The sequence below is a fragment of the Nocardia sp. NBC_00416 genome, assembly GCF_036032445.1.
Lineage (GTDB): Bacteria > Actinomycetota > Actinomycetes > Mycobacteriales > Mycobacteriaceae > Nocardia.
Genome location: NZ_CP107932.1, coordinates 4367634 through 4390380 on the forward strand (window position 1 = coordinate 4367634; position 22747 = coordinate 4390380).

At 68.0% G+C, this 22747-nt stretch carries 18 protein-coding genes and 1 tRNA gene; 14 read left to right on the forward strand and 5 right to left on the reverse strand.

Annotated elements, in window-relative coordinates:
* Positions 1-53 precede the first annotated feature (53 nt).
* The gene (locus OG804_RS18725) at positions 54-1487 is read left to right on the forward strand and encodes a metallopeptidase (RefSeq protein ID WP_328388247.1); all 1434 of its coding nucleotides are present in this window, start codon (positions 54-56) and stop codon (positions 1485-1487) included.
* 7 nt (positions 1488-1494) lie between these two features.
* On the opposite strand, the gene OG804_RS18730 is transcribed toward OG804_RS18725, so the two are convergent.
* Complete coding sequence (locus OG804_RS18730) at positions 1495-3030, reverse strand: FHA domain-containing protein (protein WP_328388249.1); 1536 nt, start codon at positions 3028-3030, stop codon at positions 1495-1497.
* Between the two features lie 144 nt (positions 3031-3174).
* Here OG804_RS18730 and OG804_RS18735 point away from each other — a divergent pair, with 144 nt between their 5' ends.
* The 9 genes from OG804_RS18735 to OG804_RS18775 all read left to right on the forward strand — a co-directional run bounded on the left by OG804_RS18735 (position 3175) and on the right by OG804_RS18775 (position 12542).
* On the forward strand, positions 3175-4383 hold the full coding sequence (locus OG804_RS18735) for a DUF7373 family lipoprotein (protein ID WP_328388251.1): 1209 nt from the start codon (positions 3175-3177) through the stop codon (positions 4381-4383).
* 300 nt (positions 4384-4683) lie between these two features.
* Positions 4684-5844, forward strand: a complete 1161-nt coding sequence (locus tag OG804_RS18740) for a TauD/TfdA family dioxygenase (RefSeq protein ID WP_328388254.1) — start codon at positions 4684-4686, stop codon at positions 5842-5844.
* Positions 5816-6826 carry an ornithine cyclodeaminase family protein gene (locus OG804_RS18745; protein ID WP_328388256.1) on the forward strand — a complete coding sequence of 337 codons (1011 nt, stop codon included), beginning with the start codon at positions 5816-5818 and terminating at the stop codon, positions 6824-6826. The genes OG804_RS18740 and OG804_RS18745 overlap by 29 nt, the downstream gene beginning before the upstream one ends.
* Positions 6817-8199, forward strand: coding sequence for an alanine racemase (locus OG804_RS18750; RefSeq protein ID WP_328388258.1), 1383 nt, complete (start codon positions 6817-6819; stop codon positions 8197-8199). The genes OG804_RS18745 and OG804_RS18750 overlap by 10 nt, the downstream gene beginning before the upstream one ends.
* Before the next feature lie 56 nt (positions 8200-8255).
* The gene (locus OG804_RS18755) at positions 8256-9392 is read left to right on the forward strand and encodes a PLP-dependent cysteine synthase family protein (RefSeq protein WP_328388260.1); all 1137 of its coding nucleotides are present in this window, start codon (positions 8256-8258) and stop codon (positions 9390-9392) included.
* Positions 9389-10792: an MATE family efflux transporter gene (locus tag OG804_RS18760; RefSeq protein ID WP_328388262.1), complete on the forward strand. Its 1404-nt coding sequence runs from the start codon at positions 9389-9391 to the stop codon at positions 10790-10792. The genes OG804_RS18755 and OG804_RS18760 overlap by 4 nt, the downstream gene beginning before the upstream one ends.
* A 32-nt stretch (positions 10793-10824) precedes the next feature.
* Positions 10825-11079, forward strand: coding sequence for a flavodoxin domain-containing protein (locus OG804_RS18765; protein ID WP_442941571.1), 255 nt, complete (start codon positions 10825-10827; stop codon positions 11077-11079).
* 246 nt (positions 11080-11325) lie between these two features.
* Complete coding sequence (locus OG804_RS18770; RefSeq protein ID WP_328388264.1) at positions 11326-11808, forward strand: pyridoxamine 5'-phosphate oxidase family protein; 483 nt, start codon at positions 11326-11328, stop codon at positions 11806-11808.
* 158 nt (positions 11809-11966) lie between these two features.
* The gene (locus OG804_RS18775) at positions 11967-12542 is read left to right on the forward strand and encodes a TerD family protein (RefSeq protein WP_328388266.1); all 576 of its coding nucleotides are present in this window, start codon (positions 11967-11969) and stop codon (positions 12540-12542) included.
* Between the two features lie 162 nt (positions 12543-12704).
* Here the strand turns inward: OG804_RS18775 and OG804_RS18780 are convergent, their stop codons facing one another.
* The 4 genes from OG804_RS18780 to OG804_RS18795 form a co-directional block, all read right to left on the reverse strand.
* Positions 12705-13430 (reverse strand): MazG family protein, encoded by a 726-nt coding sequence (locus OG804_RS18780; RefSeq protein WP_328398519.1) that lies wholly within the window; start codon positions 13428-13430, stop codon positions 12705-12707.
* A 59-nt stretch (positions 13431-13489) separates the two neighbouring features.
* A complete protein-coding gene (mfd, locus tag OG804_RS18785; RefSeq protein ID WP_328388267.1) occupies positions 13490-17104 on the reverse strand; it encodes a transcription-repair coupling factor in 3615 nt (1204 codons plus the stop codon).
* Between the two features lie 849 nt (positions 17105-17953).
* Positions 17954-18601: a TetR/AcrR family transcriptional regulator gene (locus tag OG804_RS18790; RefSeq protein WP_328388268.1), complete on the reverse strand. Its 648-nt coding sequence runs from the start codon at positions 18599-18601 to the stop codon at positions 17954-17956.
* Between the two features lie 153 nt (positions 18602-18754).
* Positions 18755-19417: a TetR/AcrR family transcriptional regulator gene (locus OG804_RS18795; protein WP_328398521.1), complete on the reverse strand. Its 663-nt coding sequence runs from the start codon at positions 19415-19417 to the stop codon at positions 18755-18757.
* 360 nt (positions 19418-19777) lie between these two features.
* On the opposite strand from OG804_RS18795, the gene OG804_RS18800 reads away from it, so the two are divergent.
* From OG804_RS18800 to OG804_RS18815, 4 genes are all read left to right on the forward strand, one after another.
* Positions 19778-19848 (forward strand) — tRNA-Gln (locus OG804_RS18800).
* Between the two features lie 43 nt (positions 19849-19891).
* A complete protein-coding gene (gene glmU, locus OG804_RS18805; RefSeq protein ID WP_328388270.1) occupies positions 19892-21382 on the forward strand; it encodes a bifunctional UDP-N-acetylglucosamine diphosphorylase/glucosamine-1-phosphate N-acetyltransferase GlmU in 1491 nt (496 codons plus the stop codon).
* On the forward strand, positions 21379-22359 hold the full coding sequence (locus OG804_RS18810; protein ID WP_328388272.1) for a ribose-phosphate diphosphokinase: 981 nt from the start codon (positions 21379-21381) through the stop codon (positions 22357-22359). Before glmU ends, OG804_RS18810 begins: the two co-directional genes overlap by 4 nt.
* A 120-nt stretch (positions 22360-22479) precedes the next feature.
* Positions 22480-22728 carry a hypothetical protein gene (locus tag OG804_RS18815; protein WP_328388274.1) on the forward strand — a complete coding sequence of 83 codons (249 nt, stop codon included), beginning with the start codon at positions 22480-22482 and terminating at the stop codon, positions 22726-22728.
* The last annotated feature ends 19 nt before the right edge of the window (positions 22729-22747 follow it).

Consider the following 22747-nt stretch of genomic DNA (forward strand, 5'->3'; position numbering starts at 1 on the left):
ACGGCTCCGGAGGGAATTACAGCACCCGAACCGGCCGAATTGGGGGAGGATCCATGCCGAAACTTCGTGCCGTCGCTGTCGTCGTCTGGACATTGTGCGCACTGCTGCTGGTCACCGGGTGTACCCGTTCGGTGGACGGCCGGGCGGTCTCGATCTACGACAACCCCTTTCAGGTCGCCGGTCTGCCGACCACCAGCGGTCCGAGCGGTCCGCGCGAGAACGTCCCGCCGACCGAGCTGAAGGCGGAGAACGGCGACGGCGGCGAGGTCGACGCCCTGGCGCTCAATGCCGTCACCGATGTGCAGGCCTACTGGGAGCAGCACTACGGCGCCGAGTTCGAGGGTGAGTTCGAACCGGTGGACAAGCTCATCTCCTGGAGTGCCCGGGATTCGCGGCGGGAATCCCGCGAGTTCTGCACCGAATCGACCTATCGTATGGTCAACGCCGCCTACTGCCGCCTGGACAATTCCATCGGCTGGGACCGGGCGCTGCTGCTGCCCACCATGACCGAGACCTTCGGCCAGATGGCCGTGGTGATGGTGATCGCGCACGAGTACGGGCACGCGATCCAGAACAACGCCGATATCGTCGAACGCGACGACCCGGTGATCGTCAAGGAGCAGCAGGCCGACTGTTTCGCCGGCGCGTACATGCGCTGGGTGGCGGAAGGCAAATCGGACTACTTCACCATCAACACCTCCGACGGATTGAATTCGGTGCTCGCCGCGACGGTGGCGATCCGCGACTCGGACCCCGACGACCCCGAGAGCGTGCACGGTTCGGCCTTCGAACGGGTCTCGGCCGTGCAGATCGGTTTCACCGACGGCGCCAAGGGGTGCAAGGGGATCGATATGGACGAGATCGAACAGCGGCGGGGAGATCTGCCGCAGACTTTCGACGGCGCCTCGGGGGAGTTCGAGATCACCGAGCAGAGTCTGGTCGAACTGAGCAAGGCGCTGTCGGTCATCCTGCCGACGCCGCGGGAACCGACCTACTCCTACGACGGAGCCGAAATAGCGTGCAGTGACGGGGTTTCCACCGAACCGGTCACCTACTGCCCGGCGAACAACACGATCGCCACCAATATCACCGGACTCGCGGAGCGGGGCACCGCCACCGATGACGCCGATGTGCCGCTGCCGGTGAAGGTCACCGGCGACTACAACGGCTACGTGGTGTTCATCTCGCGCTACACCCTGTCGGTGCAGAAGAGCCGCGACCAGGATCTGGTCGGTGCGAAAACGGGCCTGCGAGCCGCCTGCCTGTCCGGTGTCGCAACAGTGAAGTTGGCGGAATCCGGACGTGCCGAAGGGGATATCACGCTGGCGGCCGGCGATCTGGACGAGGCGGTGTCCGGCCTGTTGACCGATGGTCTGGCCGCGAGCGATGTCGAGGGTAAGACCGTGCCGAGCGGTTTCTCCCGGGTGGACGCGTTCCGCGCGGGGGTGCTGGGCGGCGAGGCCACCTGCAGCGCCCGGTACGAATAGGCTCCGCTCACTGACCGAAGGGCGGCGGCGCGGCGGATTCGTAGCGCAGCATCCGGTTGCCGATCAGGATCTCCGTCCCCGGAACAAGCACGACCGGCTGATTCGGCGGGATACGCACCCATTCCCGGTACCCCGCGGCCCGGGTGCGGGTGCCGTTGGTGGAACCCCGGTCCACCACCGTCACATCCCAGTCGACCAGCAGGAGTTCGGCGTGCGCACGCGACATTCCGCCGGAATTGTCGAGCACCTGGAGCGGGTGGAGTCCGCGTCGCGCCGGCTCGGAATGTTCCGGGTCGCGACCCAGGACCGAATCGGTGTCGACGAGATAGGTGGCGCCGTCGTCGAGTACCAGGATGCCCAGGGGCGGGCGCACTACTTCGATGAGCGGCTGGGTCTGATCCACCGGCATTCCGCACACACTGCAGAACGCCGCGCGCGGGTCGGTGGGATGGGCCCGCGCACACTTGAATCCCATGACCTTCACGGTGCGCGCGGTGCCCTTCGTGGTCGCCTCGGTCCGGCGGCGCAGTTCGGGGTCCAGGGGCGGCGTGCCGCGGGCGGGCGGTCCGTCCAGCTGCGGTTGCGGTAGATGCAGCGGCGGTGTCGGATGCGCCGGTAGCCGACGCGCGCCGGCGTCAGCGCCGCGGGCAGCCCGCGAATCCCCGGTGTCCTCACGGCCGCCGCCGACTCCCTGCCGCTGCCGCCCGCTGATCTCGGTCTCCGCCTGGTGGGGATCGGTGTCCGGACCCGGCCCCGGGGAACCGTCCGCGGGGCCCGGATCACCCGCCGCGGCGGCGGTGGGCCTGCTCCCTCGTTCGGACAGCTCGACGGTGTCCAGCAGTGGAGTCGACACCGCGGTCGGTACGGCGTCCGGATCCACCAGCGATGACTTCCGGTCCGGCGTATCACTCGGGGTTCGCGCGGTCGCCCCGGTCCGCTCGGATTCCGCGGTCCCCGCCGGAACCGGTCGCCGATCCGGCGACACCCCGTCCGAAGCAGGCGGGGACCAGACGATCACCCCACCGGCCTCGGCGATTCCCTCCACCAGGCGTCCGATCCCGCGGGCCGGGGGCAGCACCGGACGGGCGTCCTCGTCGGGATCTGCCGACCCGTCGACGAACAGTGCGACCGCGTGAGCCGGCGCCACCGTGGTCCGGTCGACGGTGAACACGGCGTCCCGACCGTGGAAGTACTCTGTCCGGTCGCCGTCGAGCACCGCGGTGACCGCGCCGTGCAGGAAAAGGGCCACCCGACCCGGTCCGGCGGCGGACAGAATGCCGAAATCTACCGCGGTCCCGGGGCTGGTCCGCTCCGGTCGGGCCATGAGCCATCTGGTCGCTGTCCGGGCGATCGACGCACCGGGACCGTCGGGATCCCGCCCGGCGGCCTCGTGCACCAGTTCGGCCAGGGCCACCAGTGCCCGCATCGCGGCGGACTCCGCGGTGGGACGGCCCTCTCCGCGATGCGCGACCAGCACCACCGCCCCCGCGACCCGCGCCGCCGCATGCCGACCGGCGACCACCTCGACCTGCTGATCCCGCATCGGGATCAGCCTTCGTCGGAGTCGCGCCGCGGTTCGCCTGCCACCAGACCAGGGTATGGCACGGGCACCCGCCGGCCCTCGCCGAGATCGCTGTGCGTCGGGTAACTTCGACACCGCAGCTTCGATCGGAACGGGGGCCAGCCCATGGTTCGGATATGGCGTGCCGGAACCGTCACCGCCATCGTCGCTCTCGTGGCGGCCGGCCTGTCCGGATGTAGCGCTCAGGTGGGGACGCCCGTCCCAGGGGAGATCGACGTGCGGACCCTGGAGGTCGGCGACTTCCCGGTCGACAAGTTCAGTTATCCGGCGGACGCGAGCGGAGACGGCCCGATCCTGGAGGGGATCCGCATGTCGGAGGCCGTCGTCACCACCGATCGGATCGATCCGTCGCTGAAGTTCGGCCGCGGTTCGAAGGTGCTGCCCGACCCGGCGACCGCAATCGATTTCCTGGCCAATGTGTCCGAACCGGTTCTGAAGCACCGCAAGATGGTGGTCGGTTACGCGGCCAGCGGAGCCGATCAGGGCGATCCCGAAGGTGAGACCCGTCCGGAAGCCGACGCCACCGCGATCACGGTGGTGGCCCTACGTTTTCCGGACACCTCCGCCGCCACCGGAGCGGCCCGGGAGTTGGAGGACGCGGATATCGGGGTCTCGCGGGACAACCGCAGGCTGAAATCGGCGAAGTATCCCGACGCGCTGGTGCACTGGCGGCCCGGCGTCGCCAATGTGGGCGCTTTCCTGGCCGAGGACGAATTCGTGATCTCACTGTTCGTCCAGCGGCCGAAGGCCGACAGCGCGGATCTGGTGTCCTGGGTGGACAAGACCCTCACCGCCCAGCTCGCTCAGCTCGGCCGGTTCCGGCCCACCCCGACCGCGGATATCGCGGATCTACAGGTCGATCCCGAGAATCTGCTGTCCCGGGTGGTGGTCGCCGATCGCAAGGGACAGGCGCCCGATCCCGATACATTCGCCGTCTACGGTCCGAACTATCTGATCAACTCCGCCGACGACCAGCCGGCCCGCGCCCGGCTGCTCGACGAATCCGGTTTCGAGAGCACCGCCTACGCCGACGGCAATTCGGTGGCCCGGGTCCGCGATCCGGCGGGCGCGCCGATCCTGATGGACGGTTTCATCGAATCGGCGGGCGAGGCGTACGACGACCGTCCCGCGCCGACCGATATTCCCGGTGCGAAATGCCTCGAGCTCAATACGACGGGCGATCCACAGCACCAGTACCGGTTCCGGTGCTTCGTACCGTACAAGCGGTACGTGGGTGTGGTGTCCAGTGATGACGAGGCCGAGATCCAGCAGAAGACGGCGGCCCAGTACGCCCTGCTCGCGAACAGTCTCTGACCCCGGCGCGGCGGGGTCCGCGACGCCGTAATTCGTTGCGGCACCCGCACTCTCGCTACCCGGCGCGGCGCGCCGATTTTGCCGCAAGGGCAGGCTAGCCTTACCGTGTTCTGCGTCTCACCGCGACGTGCACGCCGGGCGGCCGCATATCCGCCCACCTGTACTTTGAGTGCGCAATACCCGACCACTATCACACGCCGTAGTTAGGCAACCCTTGCTACTACTCGGCGGAGGCACTACTTTCGCCATCGACTCGTCACGCCGGTACTCCGAACATCGATTCCGAGAAGGGGAATTTTGGTGAAAAGCGTTCTCTCCGAACGTAAGACGCTTCACCCACCTAATATCGAAGATATCGAGCACCGTGAGTTACCCGAAGCCGCCGGACAGGCGGTGCGTGAACTGGCCGCGGAGATCGCCTTCACACTGGGTCCCGGGCGGGACGCGGCCGCGCGCACCCTGTCCGACCCCGCGTTGATAGAACAGATCCGCACCCGCGCGACCGATCTCCCCGCGGAAATCCACACCGCGCTGCGCCCCCCGGCCACCTCCGCCGGGGCATGCGTACTACGACGGCTGCCACTGCGCGACGACGAAATCGGTCCCACCCCGCCGGATTGGCAGACGGCGACCGCCTGGAGTGCCGACCCCGCCCGCCCCGGCTGCTCGTTCGAGCTGGATATCGCCATGCTGCTGCTGGCCGCCGCGGCCGGTGAACCGTTCGGGTGGGCCGGCCAACAGGACGGCCGGCTGGTCAACAACATCGTGCCCGCCGCCGGGCACGAGTTCGAACAGTCGGGGGCCAGCAGCACTGTTCTACTGAGCCCGCACTCCGAGGACGCCTTCCATCCGCGGCGCGCGAACCTGCTGGTCCTGGGCTGCCTGCGCAACGCCGACCGGGTGGGCACCACGGTGTCCTCGGTGCGCAGGGTCGAGCTGACCGGAGCGGAGCGACGCGCCCTGCGCACACCCACGCTGCCGATCCTGCCCGACGTCTCCTACGGATCGGATTTCGACCGCGCGGCCGCGGTCGCGGTACCCACGTTGTGGTGCGAACCCGGCCGCGACAACGAATCCGAAGCGCTCACAGTGCGGTTCGATCCGGCCTATACCCCCTTGGACGAGGCGGATCCGGCCTACCGCGCGGCTTACCAGCGGCTGGAAACCGAACTCGAACGAGTCTGCGTACTGGCCTGTCTCCAACCCGGTGAACTGCTCCTGATCGATAACGACGTCGCAGTTCACGGCCGGGTTCCGTTCACGCCGCGCTACGACGGCACCGACCGCTGGCTCAAGCGGGTGAACATTCGGCTACCCGAACGCCCGCGCCGCGCAACCGAATCCAGGGAGAATGGATACGGTCAGCAGATCATCGCGCCCTTCGCGCCGCTACCGGCGCGACGGGCGCGGGCAGAGCGGAACGGTGCAGTAGATGATCGAGGATCCGTTGAGCACACGTGACCGAGCCACCCCCCTGCGTGTCCTGAGCCGCGGCGATCTCGCCGACGTGCCGGTGGCCCCGGCCGAGGTGGTCCGCGCGGTGGAGGAAGCGTATATCGCACTGGCCGCGGGTGATTCCGATAACCCCCGCAAGCTCAGCGTCGCCAATCCGGACGGCTGGTCGGTCGCCTACGCGATGCTGGGCCGCGACGGACGGCGCCGGGTGGTCGCCATGAAGACCTCGTACAAGTTCGACCCGGGTCACGACCGCATCACCAAGCGCTACTACACGACCATCACGCTGTACGACGACACCACAGGCGCACCCATCGCCATGATGGACTGCGCCCGGGTGGGTGCGCTGCGCACCCCGGCGGTATCAGCGCTGCTGGTACGGGAGACGCTGCGCCGCGACGCGGATACCGTGTTGCTCATCGGCACCGGAACGCAGGGGCGCAATGCGCTCCCCCATCTGCTGGCCGCCAATCCGCAGCTGCGCAAGCTGATGCTGTACGGCACTCATCCCGAAGGCATCGAGGCCGTACACCGGCATCTCGCGGACTACGCGCCGCACGCGCTGCTGGAGAACGTGGACGACCCCCTCGCCGCGGCGGGGACCGCGGACGTGATCCTGGCGACCGCCGGACCCGGTACCGAGGTGGCGATCGAATCCGAGCATCTGAAACCGGGATCGGTGGTGGTCCTGGTGGGTTACGGCCTCGCGCCCTCCACGCTGCGCGACGCCGACCGGGTGGTCGCCACCAGCGCCGAGCAGATGGCGTTGACCGGGACGGATATGGCCGACGAGAACGGCGAATTGCGCCGGGTGGACGCCGAACTGCCGCAGATCCTGAGCCGGCGCGCTGTGGCCCGGCAGCGGGCGGACGAGAAGATCTTCGTCTACAACAGCGGTCTGGTGCTCACCGATATCGCGGTGGCGCACGCCCTGGCCGAACGCGCGATCGCCGAGGGCCGTGGCACGGAGGTGTCGCTATGGGACTGACCGGAGCCGACGCCCGCGCCGGAGCCGGTCCCGGATCGTCGGACCGGTGCGCGGGGACCGTCGCGGCCCCGGTGCCCGCCCGTCGCGACCCCTGGGAACAACAGGTCCTCGCCGACCCGCAACTGCTCGGCGATATCGCCTTCGCGGTGCGCGGACCGTTCCATCTGATGTATCCGCCGCGCGTGATCGACAATATTCGCGGATTCCAGCAGGTTTTCGCCGACGCCGGGATCTCCGGCATCGTCTATTACGGCAAGAAAGCCAACAAGGCGGCCTGCGTGGCGCGAGCCTGCGCCACCGCGGGCGCGGGTATCGATGTCTCGAGCACCGGCGAACTCACCGCCGCACTGGGGCAGGGAATTCGCGGTGCGGAATTGCTGGTCACCGGACCCGAGAAATCCGACGAGCTGCACTGGCTCGCCGCCCGGCACGGATGCCTGGTAGCCGTGGACAGCCTCGGGGAGCTGAAACGACTGTCCGCACTGGATATCCCGGTCCGGGTGCTGCTGCGGGCGCTGCCCGCCGCCTCGGCCAGTCGATTCGGAATGTCGGCCGACGAACTCGATCTGGCGACCTCCGAAGCAACCGGCTTCCCGTCGATTTCTCTACAGGGCTTCAGTTTCCACCTCTCCGGATACGATCCCGATCCCCGCGCCGAATTGGCCGCGCAACTACTCGACCGCTGTCGCGCCGCGCGGGCGCTCGGCCACCCCGCCGGAATCATTTCCATCGGCGGCGGTTTCGGTGTCGACTATGTCCCCGCCGCGGATTGGGCAGCTTTTCAGCAGCAGGCGACCCGCCGCTGGTTCCATTCCGGGAAAGCGTTCGAGTCGTACTACCCGTATTCCTTTCCCGAACCCGGTCCGGCGATGCTCACCGCGATTCTGCGAACCGGCGATCTCGCCGATCGACTGCGGCGCACCGATACGACCCTGGCCGTCGAACCGGGTCGCGCCCTGCTGGACCGCGCGGGCAGCACGGTCTTCCGGGTGCAGGGCGGGAAGACTCGCCACGAGCACGGGCAGCCGTACCGGATCCTGACGGTGGACGGAACGAGTCTGAGCCTTTCCGAACAGTGGTTCGACAGCGAATACCTCCCCGACCCGGTGCTGTGGCCCGACCACCCGGGAGACCCGACCCCGACGGTCGTCGGCGCCGCCACCTGCCTCGAATCGGACATGCTCAGCTGGCGCCGGATTCCGCTGCCCCGCGAAGCCGTTCCCGGCGATCTGCTGATCTATCCGAACACCGCCGGATATCAGATGGATTCCAACGAATCGCCCTTTCACGAATTACCCCTCCCGCCGAAGGTGGTGCTGTCCGAAGCACCGGGCGGCAGGTATCGCTGGGCCCTCGATCAACCCTGTCCGTGAGGCCGTCAGCTCCGGTCTCACCGCACTGCCCGATATCGACGCCCAGGAGATCCGCCATGTCCCTCGTCACCCGTGTCACGGACCTGATCGGCCGCACCCCGCTCTTCGAATTGGCCGCCACCGGGTCCGGCACCCGATTACTGCTCAAGCTGGAACAGTTCAATCCCACCGGCGCCGCCAAGATCCGGATGGCGCGGGAAATGGTTCTCGACGCGGAGCGTCGGGGTTTGCTGCGCGATGGCGGGCATATCATCGAATCCACATCCGGAAATACCGGACTCGGTCTCGCGGTGGTGGCCGCCGAACGCGGTTATCGTTTCACCGCTGTGGTCGACCATCATGCGAGTAAGGACAAATTGCGGGCGATGCGGGCAATGGGCGCGGAGCTGGTTTTCGTGGCGGAGGACGGCAATGACGATCTCGCCACCTCCGCGCGTGAAGACCATGCCGAGGCCATGGCGACCGGGGATCCCGACGCGTTCTTCACCGAACAGCACAACAACGACGCCAACGCGGTCGGCTATTACGCGGTCGCCGACGAATTACTGGCGGAAGTGGATCGGGTGGACATCCTGCTGTCCGCGGTCGGCACCGGGGGTTCGCTGTTCGGCACCGCGACCCGGCTGCGCCAGCTGGGCTGCGTTCCGCGAGTGATCGGGGTGGAGCCGGTCGGCTCGATCGCCTTCGGCGGGCCGGGCGGGCCGTACTGGCAGTCCGGCACCGGCACCCCGCCCGGCGCCACTATCGGCACCGCCGTGGACTACGACCTGCTCGACGAAGGAGTCAAGGTCTCGGACCGGGCCGCGTTCGCGACCTGCCGCGCTGTGTCACGTCGGCTCGGCCTCATGCTCGGCGGTTCGGCGGGCGGATCGGTCCACGCGGCGCTCACCCGGCTCGAGGAGTTCCCGGCCGGTTCCACCGTGGTCACCATCGTCTGCGACGGGGGCGAGAAGTACCTGGACACCGTCTTCGACGACGACTGGATGGCCGCCCGCGACCTGCTCGATACCGAGACCGAACGTGATGTGCACGCCATGCTGACCCGGTACGCTCCCGCGGACCGGGGCGCCCGACCGGTGGGTGCGGCAGTTTTGAACGAGTCCGCCACCGGGAATACCCACGCCGTCCGCGTCAACCGACCGGACGAACACAACCATACGGAGGATTCGGACACTATGGTGCGGGCCCGGTGATCAGCACACCCCTCTCGCGATATCGTCCCGAAAGCCGGCGGCTCGCCGCCCTGGCCGCCCCCATCGCCCTGACGCAACTCGCGCAGGTCGCGGTTTCCACCACCAATATCGCCCTGATGGGCAGTCTCGGCGTCCACGCGGTCGCGGCCGGCGGGCTCGCGCTGGTGCTGTTCAACCAGATCCGCACCATGTGCGTCGGGTTGATCACCGGCAGCGGCAACCAGATCGCGGCCGCGGTGGGCGCGGCCGGAAAACGCGGCGCCGATCCCGACCCCGAGATCCGCGAGGTGGTGCGGTCCAGTTTCCTGATCGCCACCGCCGCCGGCCTGCTCGGCGGCGCGATACTCATCGGCCTGGGCTGGTCGTTGCCATGGCTCGGCCAGGACGCCGGGGTACTCGCCGACGCCAGACCGCTCATGGTCGCGCTGGCCCCCGGCCTCCTGCCCTGCCTGTGGTTCCAGGTGCTGCGGCAGTACACCGTCGGGATGCAACGGCCCCAGGGGCTGTTGCTGGTGACCCTGGGTTCCATCGCGGTCAACCTGGGGCTGGCCTTGGCGTTGATCCACGGCTGGGCCGGACTGCCCGCCCTCGGCCTCACCGGCGTCGGGGTCGCGACATCGCTGGTCTTCCTGCTCATGTTCGCGGTGTTCTGGACGATGGTGCGGCGCGATCCCGAACTCGGCCGCACCCTCCCGATCCGTCCGTGGCCGGTGCGCGCGGCGACAGTGCGCCACGAACTCCGGCTGGGCACGCCGATCGCCCTCACCTACGGTTCCGAGGCCGGGATGTTCTCGGTGCTCGCGCTGGTCATGGGTGCACTGGGGCCGGCGGCGCTGGCCGCCCACAATGTCGTGTACCAGGTGATCTACATCGTTTTCCAGATCGCAATCGGCATCTCGCACGGCGCATCGATCCTGGTCAGTCACAGCGTCGCCAGGGACGAGACCGCGCATGCCCGCAGCCTGGCCCGGCTCGCACTGCGGTTCGCCGGGGTGGTCGCCGTCGGCACCGGATTGGCCTACGCCTTCGTGCCCGACCTGGTGTTGCGTCCTTTCCTCGACCCCGCCGATGCCGCGACCCTCGAGGTGGCACGCTCGCTGCTGCTGATCGGTATCGTGCTGCAGTTCGTCGACGCGGCCCAGAACATCGGCACCGGACTGCTGCGCGGATTACAGGCCACCGATGCCGGTTTCCGCTTATCGGTCGTGGGCTATTGGATGGTCGGCCTGCCCACCGCCCTGGTGCTGGCCTTTCCGGCCGGCTTGGGCGCCGCCGGGGTCTGGTGGGGGCTCACCGCGGGCCTGGCCGCCACCGCGGGCCTGATGCTGCGCAAGTACTTCAGCCTGCTCGACCAGCAGGACGCACTGCTGGCTCCCCGCCCGACGCAGACCGTAAGTTAGGATTGCCTCTCCAAAGTTTTCGAGCGGAAGGCGTGGCCCGGTTCGCCGCCCTGGACACGCGCCGCCCGGATCTGACCGGTCTGCGGTTCGCGGTGTTCGGACTGGGCGATTCGGTCTACGACAACACCTTCAACCGGGGCGGGGAGATCGCCGCCGCGAAACTGGCCGCACTCGGCGGCACGCAGCTCGGCGACCACGCCCGCCACGACGCGTCCAGTGAGATCGCGCCCGCCGCGATGGGCCGGACCTGGGTCCGGACCGACTCGGATGTCCTGGCCACCGCCTGATCCGAGCGGAGCCCGGTCCACCGCGGACCGATACACCCCCACCAGACCGCACCACGCCCGAAGGGCCTTGCTGACCTTGCGTTCTGAGGTCTCCCTTGCTCCAGGCACCCGGATTGCGGTCGGCGGCAGCGCGTTCCGGCGCAGGTAGGACCGGGTACTTCCCCGGCGCGCGTCCGCGCCGACCTCTAGACTGGTGCACGGTGCGGCATTCTTCCGCCGCGCCACGTCGATCCAGGAGGGGACGATATGGCAGCCGGAATCAGTCCCGCGGAAAGCACCGCGGCCGACCATCCCGAACTGGAAGCGCTGCCGGAATGGCCGCAGGAGACGATCGCGGTCCTGGTCACCACCGATCCGGCGCCACACGCCATCCCGGTCTCCTGGCCGGTCCGCGCCGGTGATCGGCGAATCCTGCTGAGCCTCAAATTCGATCGCGGATCGCTGGCCCGACTCCGGGAGCGGCCGCAGGTCGCGCTGCTGATCCTCGGCGGCGGGAACGTGGCCCTGTGCGCCCGGGGTTCGGCGAAGGTCATCGCCGAGGAGATGCCCGGCGCCGCCGACTATGTGGCGGTCCGCCTGGACGTGGACGTTATCGACGACCATCGGCAGTCGGCCTTCGCGGTCGCCCAGGGTATCCAGCGCACCATCCTCGACGACAGCGAACTGCACGCCCTCGAACATCGGGTCTCGATATTGAAGTCCTGGGCGGAGAACGAAGAGAAGAACTGAGGTCGGGGGCGCGGCGCGCCGAACCGGTCGGGAACCCCAGCTTCATACCTGACGGGCGCCCAGGCGTCGAATCCGGTCGGCGTCCCAGGGCATCGAACCAGTCGGGCGCCCAAGGCGCTCAGCCAGTCGGGCGCCAGGGGCGCCGCGGGAAGGAGATCATGAGCGTCAACCTGGCCAAGGGCGGAAATGTCTCGCTGTCCAAACAGGCCCCCAACCTGACCAAGATCGCCGTCGGCCTCGGCTGGGATGTGCGCACCACCATGGGCGCCGATTACGACCTGGACGCCAGCGCCCTGGCGACCGGCCCGAGCCTGAAGGTTCTCTCGGACCAGCATTTCGTGTTCTACAACAACCTCCGCTCACCGGAGGGCTCCATCGAACACACCGGCGACAATCTGACCGGTGAGGGCGATGGTGACGACGAGGTGATCAATGTCGATCTGGCGAATACGCCCGAAACGATCACCAATATCTTCTTCCCGGTATCCATTCACGACGCCGACCAGCGCGGCCAGTCCTTCGGCCAGATCCGCAACGCCTATATCCGCGTAACCGATCTGAACACCGGCGCCGAACTGGCCCGGTACGACCTGTCCGAGGACGCCTCCTCCGAAACCGCCATGGTGTTCGGCGAGCTCTATCGCCGGCAGGGTGAATGGAAGTTCCGCGCGATCGGCCAGGGCTACGCCTCGGGTCTGGCGGGTATAGCGCGCGACTACGGAGTCAATGTCTGATCCGCGCGCCGACGCGCACAGGGGCCGGCCCCGGGATCCCGCGTTGCGCCCTCGGGACGCGCACCTGCGGCACGTGCGCTTCGAGCGCTGAAACGCCGAACAGGCCGAACCCTCGGCGGCCCAGCTGAACTCGGCCCCAGGCGGATGCGTTTCTCGCGAATGTCACGGTCGGTGATCGAGGCGGCGCTCGGCCGACCAGTACCTGCGCCAGTCCGCGGCGGACAGCGGCAGGCGCGCCTCCCGGGCGGCTTCGGCGGCGTCCTCCGCCCGACGGATCGTCGCGGCGAAGGCGAGGGTCTGCTTGCGCAAGCTTTCTTCCGCGCTCTCCGGGCCGCCCAGCCGGATCACGCGAAGGCTCTCCGGGATCAGCTCGTCCGGTAGCCCGGCCCGGGCACTGCGAGATCGGACCTTCTCCGCCAGCGCCAACGCGGGCTGTGCCATGGCGATACCGTCCAGGCAGGACCGCCGGGCCTTCTCCACGGATTTACGCTCTTCCCAAGCTTTTTCCTGCGCGGCGACCTTGTCCGTCACCGACGCTGCGGAGTCGAAGCCGAACGCCGCCGCCTCCCCGGACAGATGCGGGCTGCGGTTCACCAGTTTGGCCACCAGCGCGGCGGCCACATCGTCGATGGTGAATTCCCCCGCGGCCTCCGCGATTCGCGAATGGAACAGCACCTGCAGCAGAAGATCACCCAGTTCCTCGCGGATGGTCCCGGTGTCCTCGTGCTGGATCGCGTCGAGCAGTTCGTAGGTCTCCTCCAGCAGGTACGGACGCAGCGAATCGTGGGTCTGGGTGACCTCCCAGCCACCGAACCGCCACAGCCGGTCCATCACCTCGACCGCCTCGGCCAACCCCGCCGCCACGGTGGCTGTTTCCGATTCGAGCATCTCGGGTTCTGGCCGGGACACGTGGTCGTCACCGGCGGCGCCGGATGGAGGAACAGACGTCATCGCGCCGTGGACACCTCGGTCGCCACAGTGAGGTCCACAGCGCCGGCGGCCTTTCCGTCCAGCGCGAGCAGCAGATCCGCCAGGTACTGCAGCAGCACGACGTCGCGCAGCCGGTCGGCGCCCACACTGTCGCGCACCCGCGGCAGCGGCAACTGGACCACCCCACTGGCGGCGCGGTAGGTCGCGCTCGGGTATATCCGCTTGAGCCGCATCTGTTTCGAATCGGGCAGCGACAGCGGCGAGATCTTCACCGTCGTACCGGTCACCGCGATCTCGGCGACCTCGTACTCGCGCGCCAGCAGCCGCAGTTTGGCCACCGAGACCAACCGGCCCACTTCGACGGGCAGCGGCCCGTACCGGTCCACGAGTTCCTCGACCACCGCCGCCAGCGCCGGATCGTCGTGAGCGGCAGCGAGTTTGCGGTAGGCCTCCAGCCGCAGCCGGTCGCTGGCGATGTAATCGGGCGGAATATGCGCGTCCACCGGTAGGTCGATCCGGACCTCTTTGGTCTCCTCGGTGGTGATCGGTTTCCCGTCGGCGGCCGCCCGGTATGCCTCCACCGCTTCGCCGACGAGTCGTACGTACAGGTCGAAACCCACGCCCGCCACATGGCCCGACTGTTCGGCGCCGAGCACATTGCCCGCACCGCGGATTTCCAGATCCTTCATGGCCACGGCCATGCCGGCCCCGAGATCGGAATTCTGCGCGATGGTGGCGAGCCGGTCGTAGGCGGTTTCGGTGAGCGGTTTCTCCCCCGGATACAGGAAGTAGGCGTAGCCGCGTTCCCGGCTGCGCCCGACCCGGCCCCGCAACTGGTGCAGCTGAGAAAGACCCAGCGCATCGGCGCGTTCCACGATCAGAGTATTGGCGTTGGAGATATCCAGGCCGGTCTCGATGATCGTCGTGCACACCAGCACGTCGTATTCGCGCTGCCAGAATCCCTGGACGGTGCGTTCCAGAGTGTCCTCGTTCATCTGGCCGTGCGCCACCACGACCCGGGCCTCGGGAACCAGCTCCCGGATCCGCGCGGCCGCCTTCTCGATCGACGACACCCGGTTGTGCACATAGAACACCTGGCCGTCGCGCAGCAGCTCGCGCCGAATCGCCGCGGTGACCTGTTTGTCGTTGTAACCGCCGACATAGGTCAGCACCGGATGGCGTTCCTCGGGCGGGGTGAGGATGGTCGACATCTCGCGGATACCGGCCAGACTCATCTCCAACGTGCGCGGGATCGGGGTCGCGGACATGGTCAGGACGTCCACGTGGGTACGCAGCGCCTTGATGTGTTCCTTGTGCTCCACCCCGAAACGCTGCTCCTCGTCCACGATGACCAGCCCGAGGTTCTTCCAGCGCACCCCCGTCTGCAACAGCCGGTGCGTGCCGACCACGATATCGACCTCGCCCTCGGCCATGCCCGCGAGCACTTCCCGCGATTCCGCGGGGTCGGTGAACCGGGACAGCCCCTTCACCGTGACCGGGAACCCGGCGAGACGTTCGGTGAAAGTCTGCAGATGCTGCTGGGCCAGCAGTGTGGTCGGCACCAGCACCACCACCTGCTTGCCGTCCTGCACTGCCTTGAACGCGGCGCGCACAGCGATCTCGGTTTTGCCGTACCCGACATCACCGCAGACCACCCGGTCCATCGGGACCGCCTTCTCCATATCCGCCTTCACATCGGAGATGGCGGTGAGCTGATCCACGGTCTCGGTGAAGACGAACGCGTCCTCCATCTCCCGCTGCCACGGCGTGTCCGGGCCGAAAGCATGACCGGGGGCGGCCTGCCGGGCGGCATACAGCTGCACCAGCTCGCCGGCGATCTCCCGAACCGCTTTGCGGGCCCTGCGCTTGGTGTTCGCCCAGTCCGCCCCGCCCAGTTTCGACAGGCTCGGCAGTTCCCCACCCACATACCGGGACAACTGGTCCAGCGATTCCATCGGTACGAACAACCGGTCCCCGGGTTGGCCGCGTTTACCGGGCGCGTACTCGATCACCAGATATTCGCGCCGCGCGCCGCCCACCGTGCGCTCGATCATCTCCACGAACCGGCCGATCCCGTGCTGGTCGTGCACGACCATGTCCCCGGCGTTCAATGCCAGCGGATCCACCTGGTTGCGGCGTTTGGCGGGCAGCCGTTTCCCGTCGCCCGGGGCCGTCACCCGGTTACCGGTCAGATCGGATTCCGCGACCACCACCAAGCCCGCGTCCCCGAAGATCACCCCGTCGTGCAGCGAACCGCACAGCACCCCCACCACGCCCGGCGCGGGCTCCTCGCCGGCCGGCAGCACCGCGGCCGGAACCTCCGCCTCGCCGAGTCGTTCCAGTGTGCGCTGCGCGGTGCCGTGGCCCGCCAGCACGACCACCGCGCGACCACCGGTCGTGACATGGGCCCGCAACGACGCGAAGATCGTCGCGACCAACTCGTCGGATCCGCGCGCGGTGGGCCCGGACTGTACCGGCAAGACCACCTCCGACGGGTCGCCCGCCGACAACGGGCTCAACGTCCACCACGGCAGTTCCCGCTGATCGGCGCTGGCGCGGATATCGGTCAGCGGGCGATACGCCGAGGCCGCGAGATCCAGACCGTGCGCACCCAGCGGCGCCGCCCCGCCGAACGACGCCGCGGTCCACGACGCTTCCAGAAACTCTTCCCCGGTACGCATCAGGTCGGCCGCCCGGGTACGGACCTTCTCCGGGTCGCACACCAGCAGATGGGTGGAGTCGGGCAACAGCTCGGTGAGCAGCCGCAACTCCCCCGGTTGCAGCACCGGCAGCAGCGCCTCCATCCCCTCCACCGGAATGCCCTCGGCCAGTTTCGCCAGCATCTCGACCAGCGCCGCGTCCGCCGGGTTCGCCGCCGCCACCGCCGCGGCCCGCTCCCGCACCGCGGCGGTGAGCAACAGTTCCCGGCACGGCGGCGCGACCACGACGTCGACCGAGGTTTCCCCGAGCGAACGCTGATCGGCCACCGAGAACGACCGCAGCTCGGTGATCTCGTCGCCCCAGAACTCCACCCGGACCGGATGGTCCGCGGTCGGCGGGAACACGTCCAGAATGCCGCCGCGCACCGCGAACTCACCACGCTTGCCGACCATGTCCACCCGCGTGTACGCGAATTCGACCAGCCGCGAGACCAATTCGTCGAAATCGGCTTCCCCGCCGATCCGCAACACGATCGGCTCGATATCGCCCAACCCGCTCGCCATCGGCTGCATCAACGACCGCACCGTGGTCACCACCACCCGCAGCGGTTCCGCGAAGACCGAATCCTCGGGATGAGCCAGCCGCCGCAACACCTCGAGCCGTCGCCCGACCGTATCGGCCCCCGGCGACAGCCGCTCGTGCGGCAACGTCTCCCAGGACGGGAACTGCGCCACCGCCGCCCCCAGCATCTCGCTGAGCTCGACAGTCAGATCATCGGCTTCCCGGCCGGTCGCGGTCACCACCACCACCGGCCGCTGCGCGGCCATGGTCGCCGCGACGAACGACCGCACCGCGGCCGGCGCCACCAACTCCACCGGCGACCGCCCGAGCATCCCGGAAACCGTCCGCAACGCGGTATCGGCACCGGCCGCCGCGGCCAGTCCCGCCAGTGGTGGACGAGGGGCAGACATGTTCTCTCCTGAACGCCGAACGAAAGCGATTCCACCGGGCCAGCCGAGTGTATCGACGAGCCCCCGGCCCGGGACGAGGGGACCGGAAAGGGTACCTCGCTGGTCACGAGGAGTCGGGCGGGGACCGAGCGGGTTCCCGGGGGGGCGGGGTGCGACCGGGCCGGCAGGCGACGGTGGGTGTGGGCAAGGCGGGTCGGGTGGGCCGGCGGGGGTCGGGTGGGCCGGCGCACGAAGGCGAGGAGTGGGGTTGCTCGCGAAGGCGAGGAGTGGGGTTGCTCGCGAAGGTCTGTGTTTATTTGCGCCGCCTGCGGCGTCGCGGGGGTTGAGGCCCGTCCCGGCGTTCAGCCCTCGAGACTCGAGGCTTCGCCTCATGCGCTTTCGAGGGCTGAACGCCGGGACGGGCCTCAACCCATTAAGTGCCTCGCTGGACTCGGCGCCGAGCGGTTACGTCGCGTACGGACCTCCCGGACCATCGCCGACCCGTCCGCACAGGCAGACCTTGTCACCGATCCTGTTGACCGAGGGCAGCACAACCTCCGCCCCTCCCCACAGGGGTGTGCCAACCTCCACAAATCACTCACCCCACCTCACAAGGCCAGCATTCCGTGGTCGGGGCCCGCCCCGGTTCTGGAGCGACAGAGCGAAGGAGCGCAGCGACTGAGCGCCGGAGTGAAGAACCGGGGTTGATAGGGCCCCGACCCGCGCCGCCGAAGGCGGCGCAATCAAACACAGTCGGGGCCCGCCCCGGTTCTGGAGCGACAGAGCGAAGGAGCGCAGCGACTGAGCGGCGGAGTGAAGACCCGGGGTTGACGAGGGCCCCGACCCGACCCGCCGAAGGCGGGGCCAAAATTACGGCACGTACCGACGCAACCGCCGGGCCGCGAACTCCCGGAAATAGGCGATCTTGTCGTCGGGGACGATCGACGGGAGTATGAAATACCAGGCCCGTTCCATCCGGGCGGCCATCTGATCGACCGATTCGGTGCCCACCGCGACGATGTGGATGCCGGTGGTGAGCCCGTACAGCAGCAGGCCGATCGTCTCCGGGTCCAGCTCGGGCAGCAGGTCGCCCTGGGTGATCGCGCGTTCGGACAGGAGCCGGTAGGTCTCGCCCCAGGTTTTGGCGATATTGTCGCCGTTCGCGCCGCGGTAGTCGCCGATCTGGTGGGTGAGTTTGAGCATGGCGCCGACCATCGGGTCGTTCATCGACAGGTCGGCCACCACATAGGTGATCCCTATCGCCGCTTCCAGTGCCGGGACTCGGGAGTCGAAGAATCCTTTGCAGGATGCGACGAGTCGCTCGTTGCCCTGATCGACCACGGCGCGGGCCAGTTCTTCCTTGGACCCGAAGTGAAAGTACAAGGCGCCCTTGGTCACATTGGACTGCGCGATGATCTCGCTGAGGCTCGCGTTGGCGTAGCCCAAGCGCAGAAAGACGTCGGCAGCGCCCGCCAGCACGGAATCGCGAGTGATCTCCGCGCGCGCTTGCCTAGCCATCAGCTCCGCCTGTCATACCGATAACCAGCCATCCTGAAGTAGACCGACATTGTCGAAGTAGACCGCCCGAACAGCACCCAAAGGATGGGTGAACCGTACCATCAGTGTTCGCTGCGTCTCTCGATTCGCCGGGCCACCCTGGTTCGGCGCAGTTCATCCGTGGTTATCCGAACTTCGCTGCCCGCCCGGGGAGTTCGCCGGCGGCGGCCCGGTGATGGCGGGCCATTCCGAACTGAGCTGGGGGTCGGCTTCCAGGTGGCTCAGGCCGTTCCAGCACAGGTTGACCAGATGCGCGGCGACGACTTCCTTCGACGGACTCCGCACGTCGAGCCACCAGGTGGCGGTGGTGGCCACCATCCCGACCAATGCTTGCGCGTACAGGCCGGCCAGGCTGATATCGAAGCCGCGGCGTTCGAAGTCTCCGCCGAGCAGGTGCGCCACCTGGTTGACCGCTTCGTTGAGCAGGCTCGAGTAGCGGCCGTCGGTGGAGGAGACGGGCTGGTCCCGCACCAGGATGCGGAATCCGTCGGTGCGCTGCTCGATATAGGTGAGCAGCGCCAGCGCCACCTGTTCGAGCCGGACCCGGGATCTGTTGTTGGTGAGCGAGGAGGTGATCATGTCGAGCAACATCGACATCTCACGGTCGACGACGACGGCGTACAGCCCCTCTTTTCCGCCGAAGTGCTCGTAGACGACGGGTTTGGACACCTGGGCGCGCTGCGCGATCTCCTCGATCGAGGTGGCGTCGTAGCCGCGCTCGGCGAACAGGGCCCGGCCGATCTCGATCAACTGCTGCCGCCGCTGGGTACCGGTCATCCGCTGCCGAGCCGCCCGGACCTGCTCGGTCACCTCTTTGGCCTCCCCCACGGCCGGTGGCTCCTCCGCCGCTCTCGGTTCTCCCGACGACACGCTTCCCGCCTCCCTGGTTATCGGGGTCGCGGGTACGGCCGGAGCCGGACCAGCGACCAGAACCATCGAGATCAACTGTCTCAGACCTGCGGCGGCCGGGGTCACCCGGGCGGTGTCGAGGGTCTGCCGGTCACGGATGGGACGCGTCGGAAAGTTCCCGCGGGCGTGTCGCCACCACCACGGTTCGACGTATCCCGGGGTGGCATGCGAGTATCGTTGCCGTGCCGGGGCACAGCGGCGGGTTTCGGGTACCCACCGGTGTGGCAGTCCGCCGTAGTGTAATGGCAGCACCTCTGATTTTGGTTCAGATAGTTCAGGTTCGAGTCCTGGCGGCGGAGCAGCTCGCGTGCACGATGACCATCGTCGGCCCGAGGGAGATTCATGCAGGAGCAGACCGCCGTCATCGTGCTAGCCGCAGGTGCCGGTACGAGAATGCGGTCGAAGACCCCCAAGGTGCTGCATCCCCTCGCGGGTCGCAGCATGCTGGCGCACGCGTTGTACGCGGCCCACTCCATCGACCCGCACCATCTGGTGACGGTGGTGGGCCACGACCGCGAGCAGGTCGGCGCCGCCGCGGCCGCGGTGGCGAACGAGTTGGCCCGCGAGATCGTACCGGTGGTTCAGGAGCGGCAACTCGGCACCGGGCATGCCGTTCAGGTCGGGCTCTCCGGGCTGCCCGCCGATTTCACCGGTGATGTCATCGTCACGTCCGGAGACGTCCCGCTGCTCGACGGCCACACCTTGTCCGCGCTGCTCGACGAGCATCGCAGCTATCCCGAGCGGCCGGCCGTCACGGTCCTCACCTTCGTGCCCGGCGATCCGAACGGCTACGGCCGGATCGTGCGCGCCGCCGACGGCGAGGTCGCCGAAATCGTGGAGCACGCCGACGCGACGCCCGAGCAGGCCGCGATCCGTGAGGTCAATTCCGGCGTGTACGCCTTCGACGCCGCCGTGCTGCGCACCATGCTCGGTCGGCTGTCCACCGCCAACGCCCAGCACGAGTTGTATCTGACCGATGTCCTGAAACTCGCCCGTGAGGCCGGGTACCCGGTCAAGGGCGCACGGCTGGTCGATTCGGCGAAGGTCACCGGCGTCAACGACCGGGTGCAGTTGGCCGCGGCGGCGCACACGCTCAACCGCTACATCCTGGAAAGACATATGCGCGCCGGGGTGACCATCGTCGATCCGGCCACCACGTGGATCGACACCGATGTCCGGATCGGCCGCGACACCGTGGTGCGCCCGGGCGTCCAGCTGCTGGGCACGACGGTGATCGGCGAGGACGCCGAAATCGGCCCGGATTCCACCCTGACCAACACCTCGGTCGGCGACGGCGCCCGGGTGATCCGCACGCACGGCGAGGGCGCGACGGTCGACGCGCGTGCGACGGTCGGACCGTTCAGTTATCTGCGGCCGGGTACGGCGCTGGGTGAGTCCGGCAAGATCGGCGCGTTCGTGGAGACCAAGAACGTCGAGATCGGCAGGCATACCAAGGTCCCGCATCTCACCTATATCGGTGACGCCACCATCGGCGACCACAGCAACATCGGAGCATCCAGTGTGTTCGTGAACTACGACGGGGTGCGCAAACACCGCACCGTCGTGGGATCCCACGTACGCACCGGCAGCGATACGATGTTCATTGCACCGGTGACCGTGGGTGACGGCGCATATACCGGAGCAGGTACTGTACTGCGGGAAGACGTTCCGCCCGGCGCGTTGGCAGTGTCCGGGGGGACGCAGCGCAATATCGAGAACTGGGTGCAGCGGAAACGTCCCGGAACCGCTGCAGCAGATGCGGCGGCGAAAGCGCTCGCGGCCGATGAGACACCAGGTCGAGCAACAAAGCTTAAGGATGGCAACCAGCAGTGACCGCGTCATGGATCGACAACCAGAAGAACCTGATGCTCTTCGCCGGACGGTCGCACCCCGAACTAGCCGAGCAGGTGGCCAAGGAACTCGACGTTCACGTCACCCCGCAGATCGCGCGTGAGTTCGCGAACGGGGAGATCTTCGTCCGCTTCGAGGAGTCGGTCCGCGGTTCCGACGCCTTCGTACTGCAGAGTTTCCCGGCTCCGCTGAACCAGTGGCTGATGGAACAGCTCATCATGATCGACGCGCTCAAGCGCGGTTCGGCCAAGCGGATCACCGCCATCCTGCCGTTCTACCCGTACGCCCGCCAGGACAAGAAGCACCGCGGCCGCGAGCCGATCTCGGCTCGTCTGGTGGCGGATCTGCTCAAGACCGCGGGTGCCGACCGGATCGTCACGGTCGATCTGCACACCGACCAGATCCAGGGTTTCTTCGACGGCCCCGTCGACCATATGCACGCGCAGCTGCAGCTCGCCGAGTACGTCCGCACCAACTACAGCCTCGACAACATCACCGTGGTCTCCCCCGACTCCGGCCGGGTCCGGGTCGCGGAGAAGTGGGCGGATTCGCTGGACGGCGCACCGCTGGCGTTCATCCACAAGACTCGCGACCCGTTGGTCCCCAACCAGGTGAAGTCGAACCGGGTGGTCGGCGCCGTCGAGGGCCGCACCTGCATCCTCATCGATGACATGATCGACACCGGTGGCACCATCGCCGGCGCGGTGAATGTACTTCGTGAAGCCGGTGCCGGCGATGTGGTCATCGCGGCGACCCACGGTGTGCTGAGCGCCCCCGCCGCCGAGCGTCTCGCGTCCTGCGGCGCCAAGGAGGTCGTGGTGACCAATACCCTGCCGATCACCGAGGACAAGAAATTCCCGCAGCTCACCGTGCTGTCCATCGCGCCGCTGCTGGCCCGCACCATCCGTGAGGTGTTCGAGAACGGTTCGGTGACCGGACTGTTCAACGGCAACGCCTGATCTTTGTTCCGAGCGGCCCCGGACCAGCTGGTCCGGGGCCGTTCGTCGTCCGGGCACAGAACTCGACACCGCTGGTCACGGTCCCGCTGCGGGAGGGCGCGGCGGCGCATACTGGTTGGTATGGATCGCGAACCACGAGAGCCCGATATGGGTGACGACGAACAAGAGGACGAGGTCCGCGCCTACGAACGCTATATCGAGGACCCACCTCGTGACCTGCGCATTCGCAACCGGGAAGGCGACGACGACGGCCGTCTCGGGATCGCCGAATCGCTGGAACAGGAACCCGACCGCCGCGACCGCGCCGTCGACGACGACCGTCCCGCCGAGGCCGCCGCCATCCATATAGAGGACGAACCCGACAGCTGACTGCACCCGCACCGCGGTA

Coding starts and splice junctions, on each gene's coding strand:
- mfd (WP_328388267.1), bottom strand. CDS start 17,104: ATGTCTGCCCCTCGTCCACCACTGGCGGGACTGGCCGCGGCGGCCGGT.
- OG804_RS18755 (WP_328388260.1), top strand. CDS start 8,256: ATGTCCCTCGTCACCCGTGTCACGGACCTGATCGGCCGCACCCCGCTC.
- OG804_RS18815 (WP_328388274.1), top strand. CDS start 22,480: ATGGATCGCGAACCACGAGAGCCCGATATGGGTGACGACGAACAAGAG.
- OG804_RS18725 (WP_328388247.1), top strand. CDS start 54: ATGCCGAAACTTCGTGCCGTCGCTGTCGTCGTCTGGACATTGTGCGCA.
- OG804_RS18735 (WP_328388251.1), top strand. CDS start 3,175: ATGGTTCGGATATGGCGTGCCGGAACCGTCACCGCCATCGTCGCTCTC.
- OG804_RS18795 (WP_328398521.1), bottom strand. CDS start 19,417: ATGACCGGTACCCAGCGGCGGCAGCAGTTGATCGAGATCGGCCGGGCC.
- OG804_RS18775 (WP_328388266.1), top strand. CDS start 11,967: ATGAGCGTCAACCTGGCCAAGGGCGGAAATGTCTCGCTGTCCAAACAG.
- OG804_RS18730 (WP_328388249.1), bottom strand. CDS start 3,030: ATGCGGGATCAGCAGGTCGAGGTGGTCGCCGGTCGGCATGCGGCGGCG.
- OG804_RS18745 (WP_328388256.1), top strand. CDS start 5,816: ATGATCGAGGATCCGTTGAGCACACGTGACCGAGCCACCCCCCTGCGT.
- OG804_RS18770 (WP_328388264.1), top strand. CDS start 11,326: ATGGCAGCCGGAATCAGTCCCGCGGAAAGCACCGCGGCCGACCATCCC.
- OG804_RS18790 (WP_328388268.1), bottom strand. CDS start 18,601: ATGGCTAGGCAAGCGCGCGCGGAGATCACTCGCGATTCCGTGCTGGCG.
- glmU (WP_328388270.1), top strand. CDS start 19,892: ATGCAGGAGCAGACCGCCGTCATCGTGCTAGCCGCAGGTGCCGGTACG.
- OG804_RS18750 (WP_328388258.1), top strand. CDS start 6,817: ATGGGACTGACCGGAGCCGACGCCCGCGCCGGAGCCGGTCCCGGATCG.
- OG804_RS18780 (WP_328398519.1), bottom strand. CDS start 13,430: ATGCTCGAATCGGAAACAGCCACCGTGGCGGCGGGGTTGGCCGAGGCG.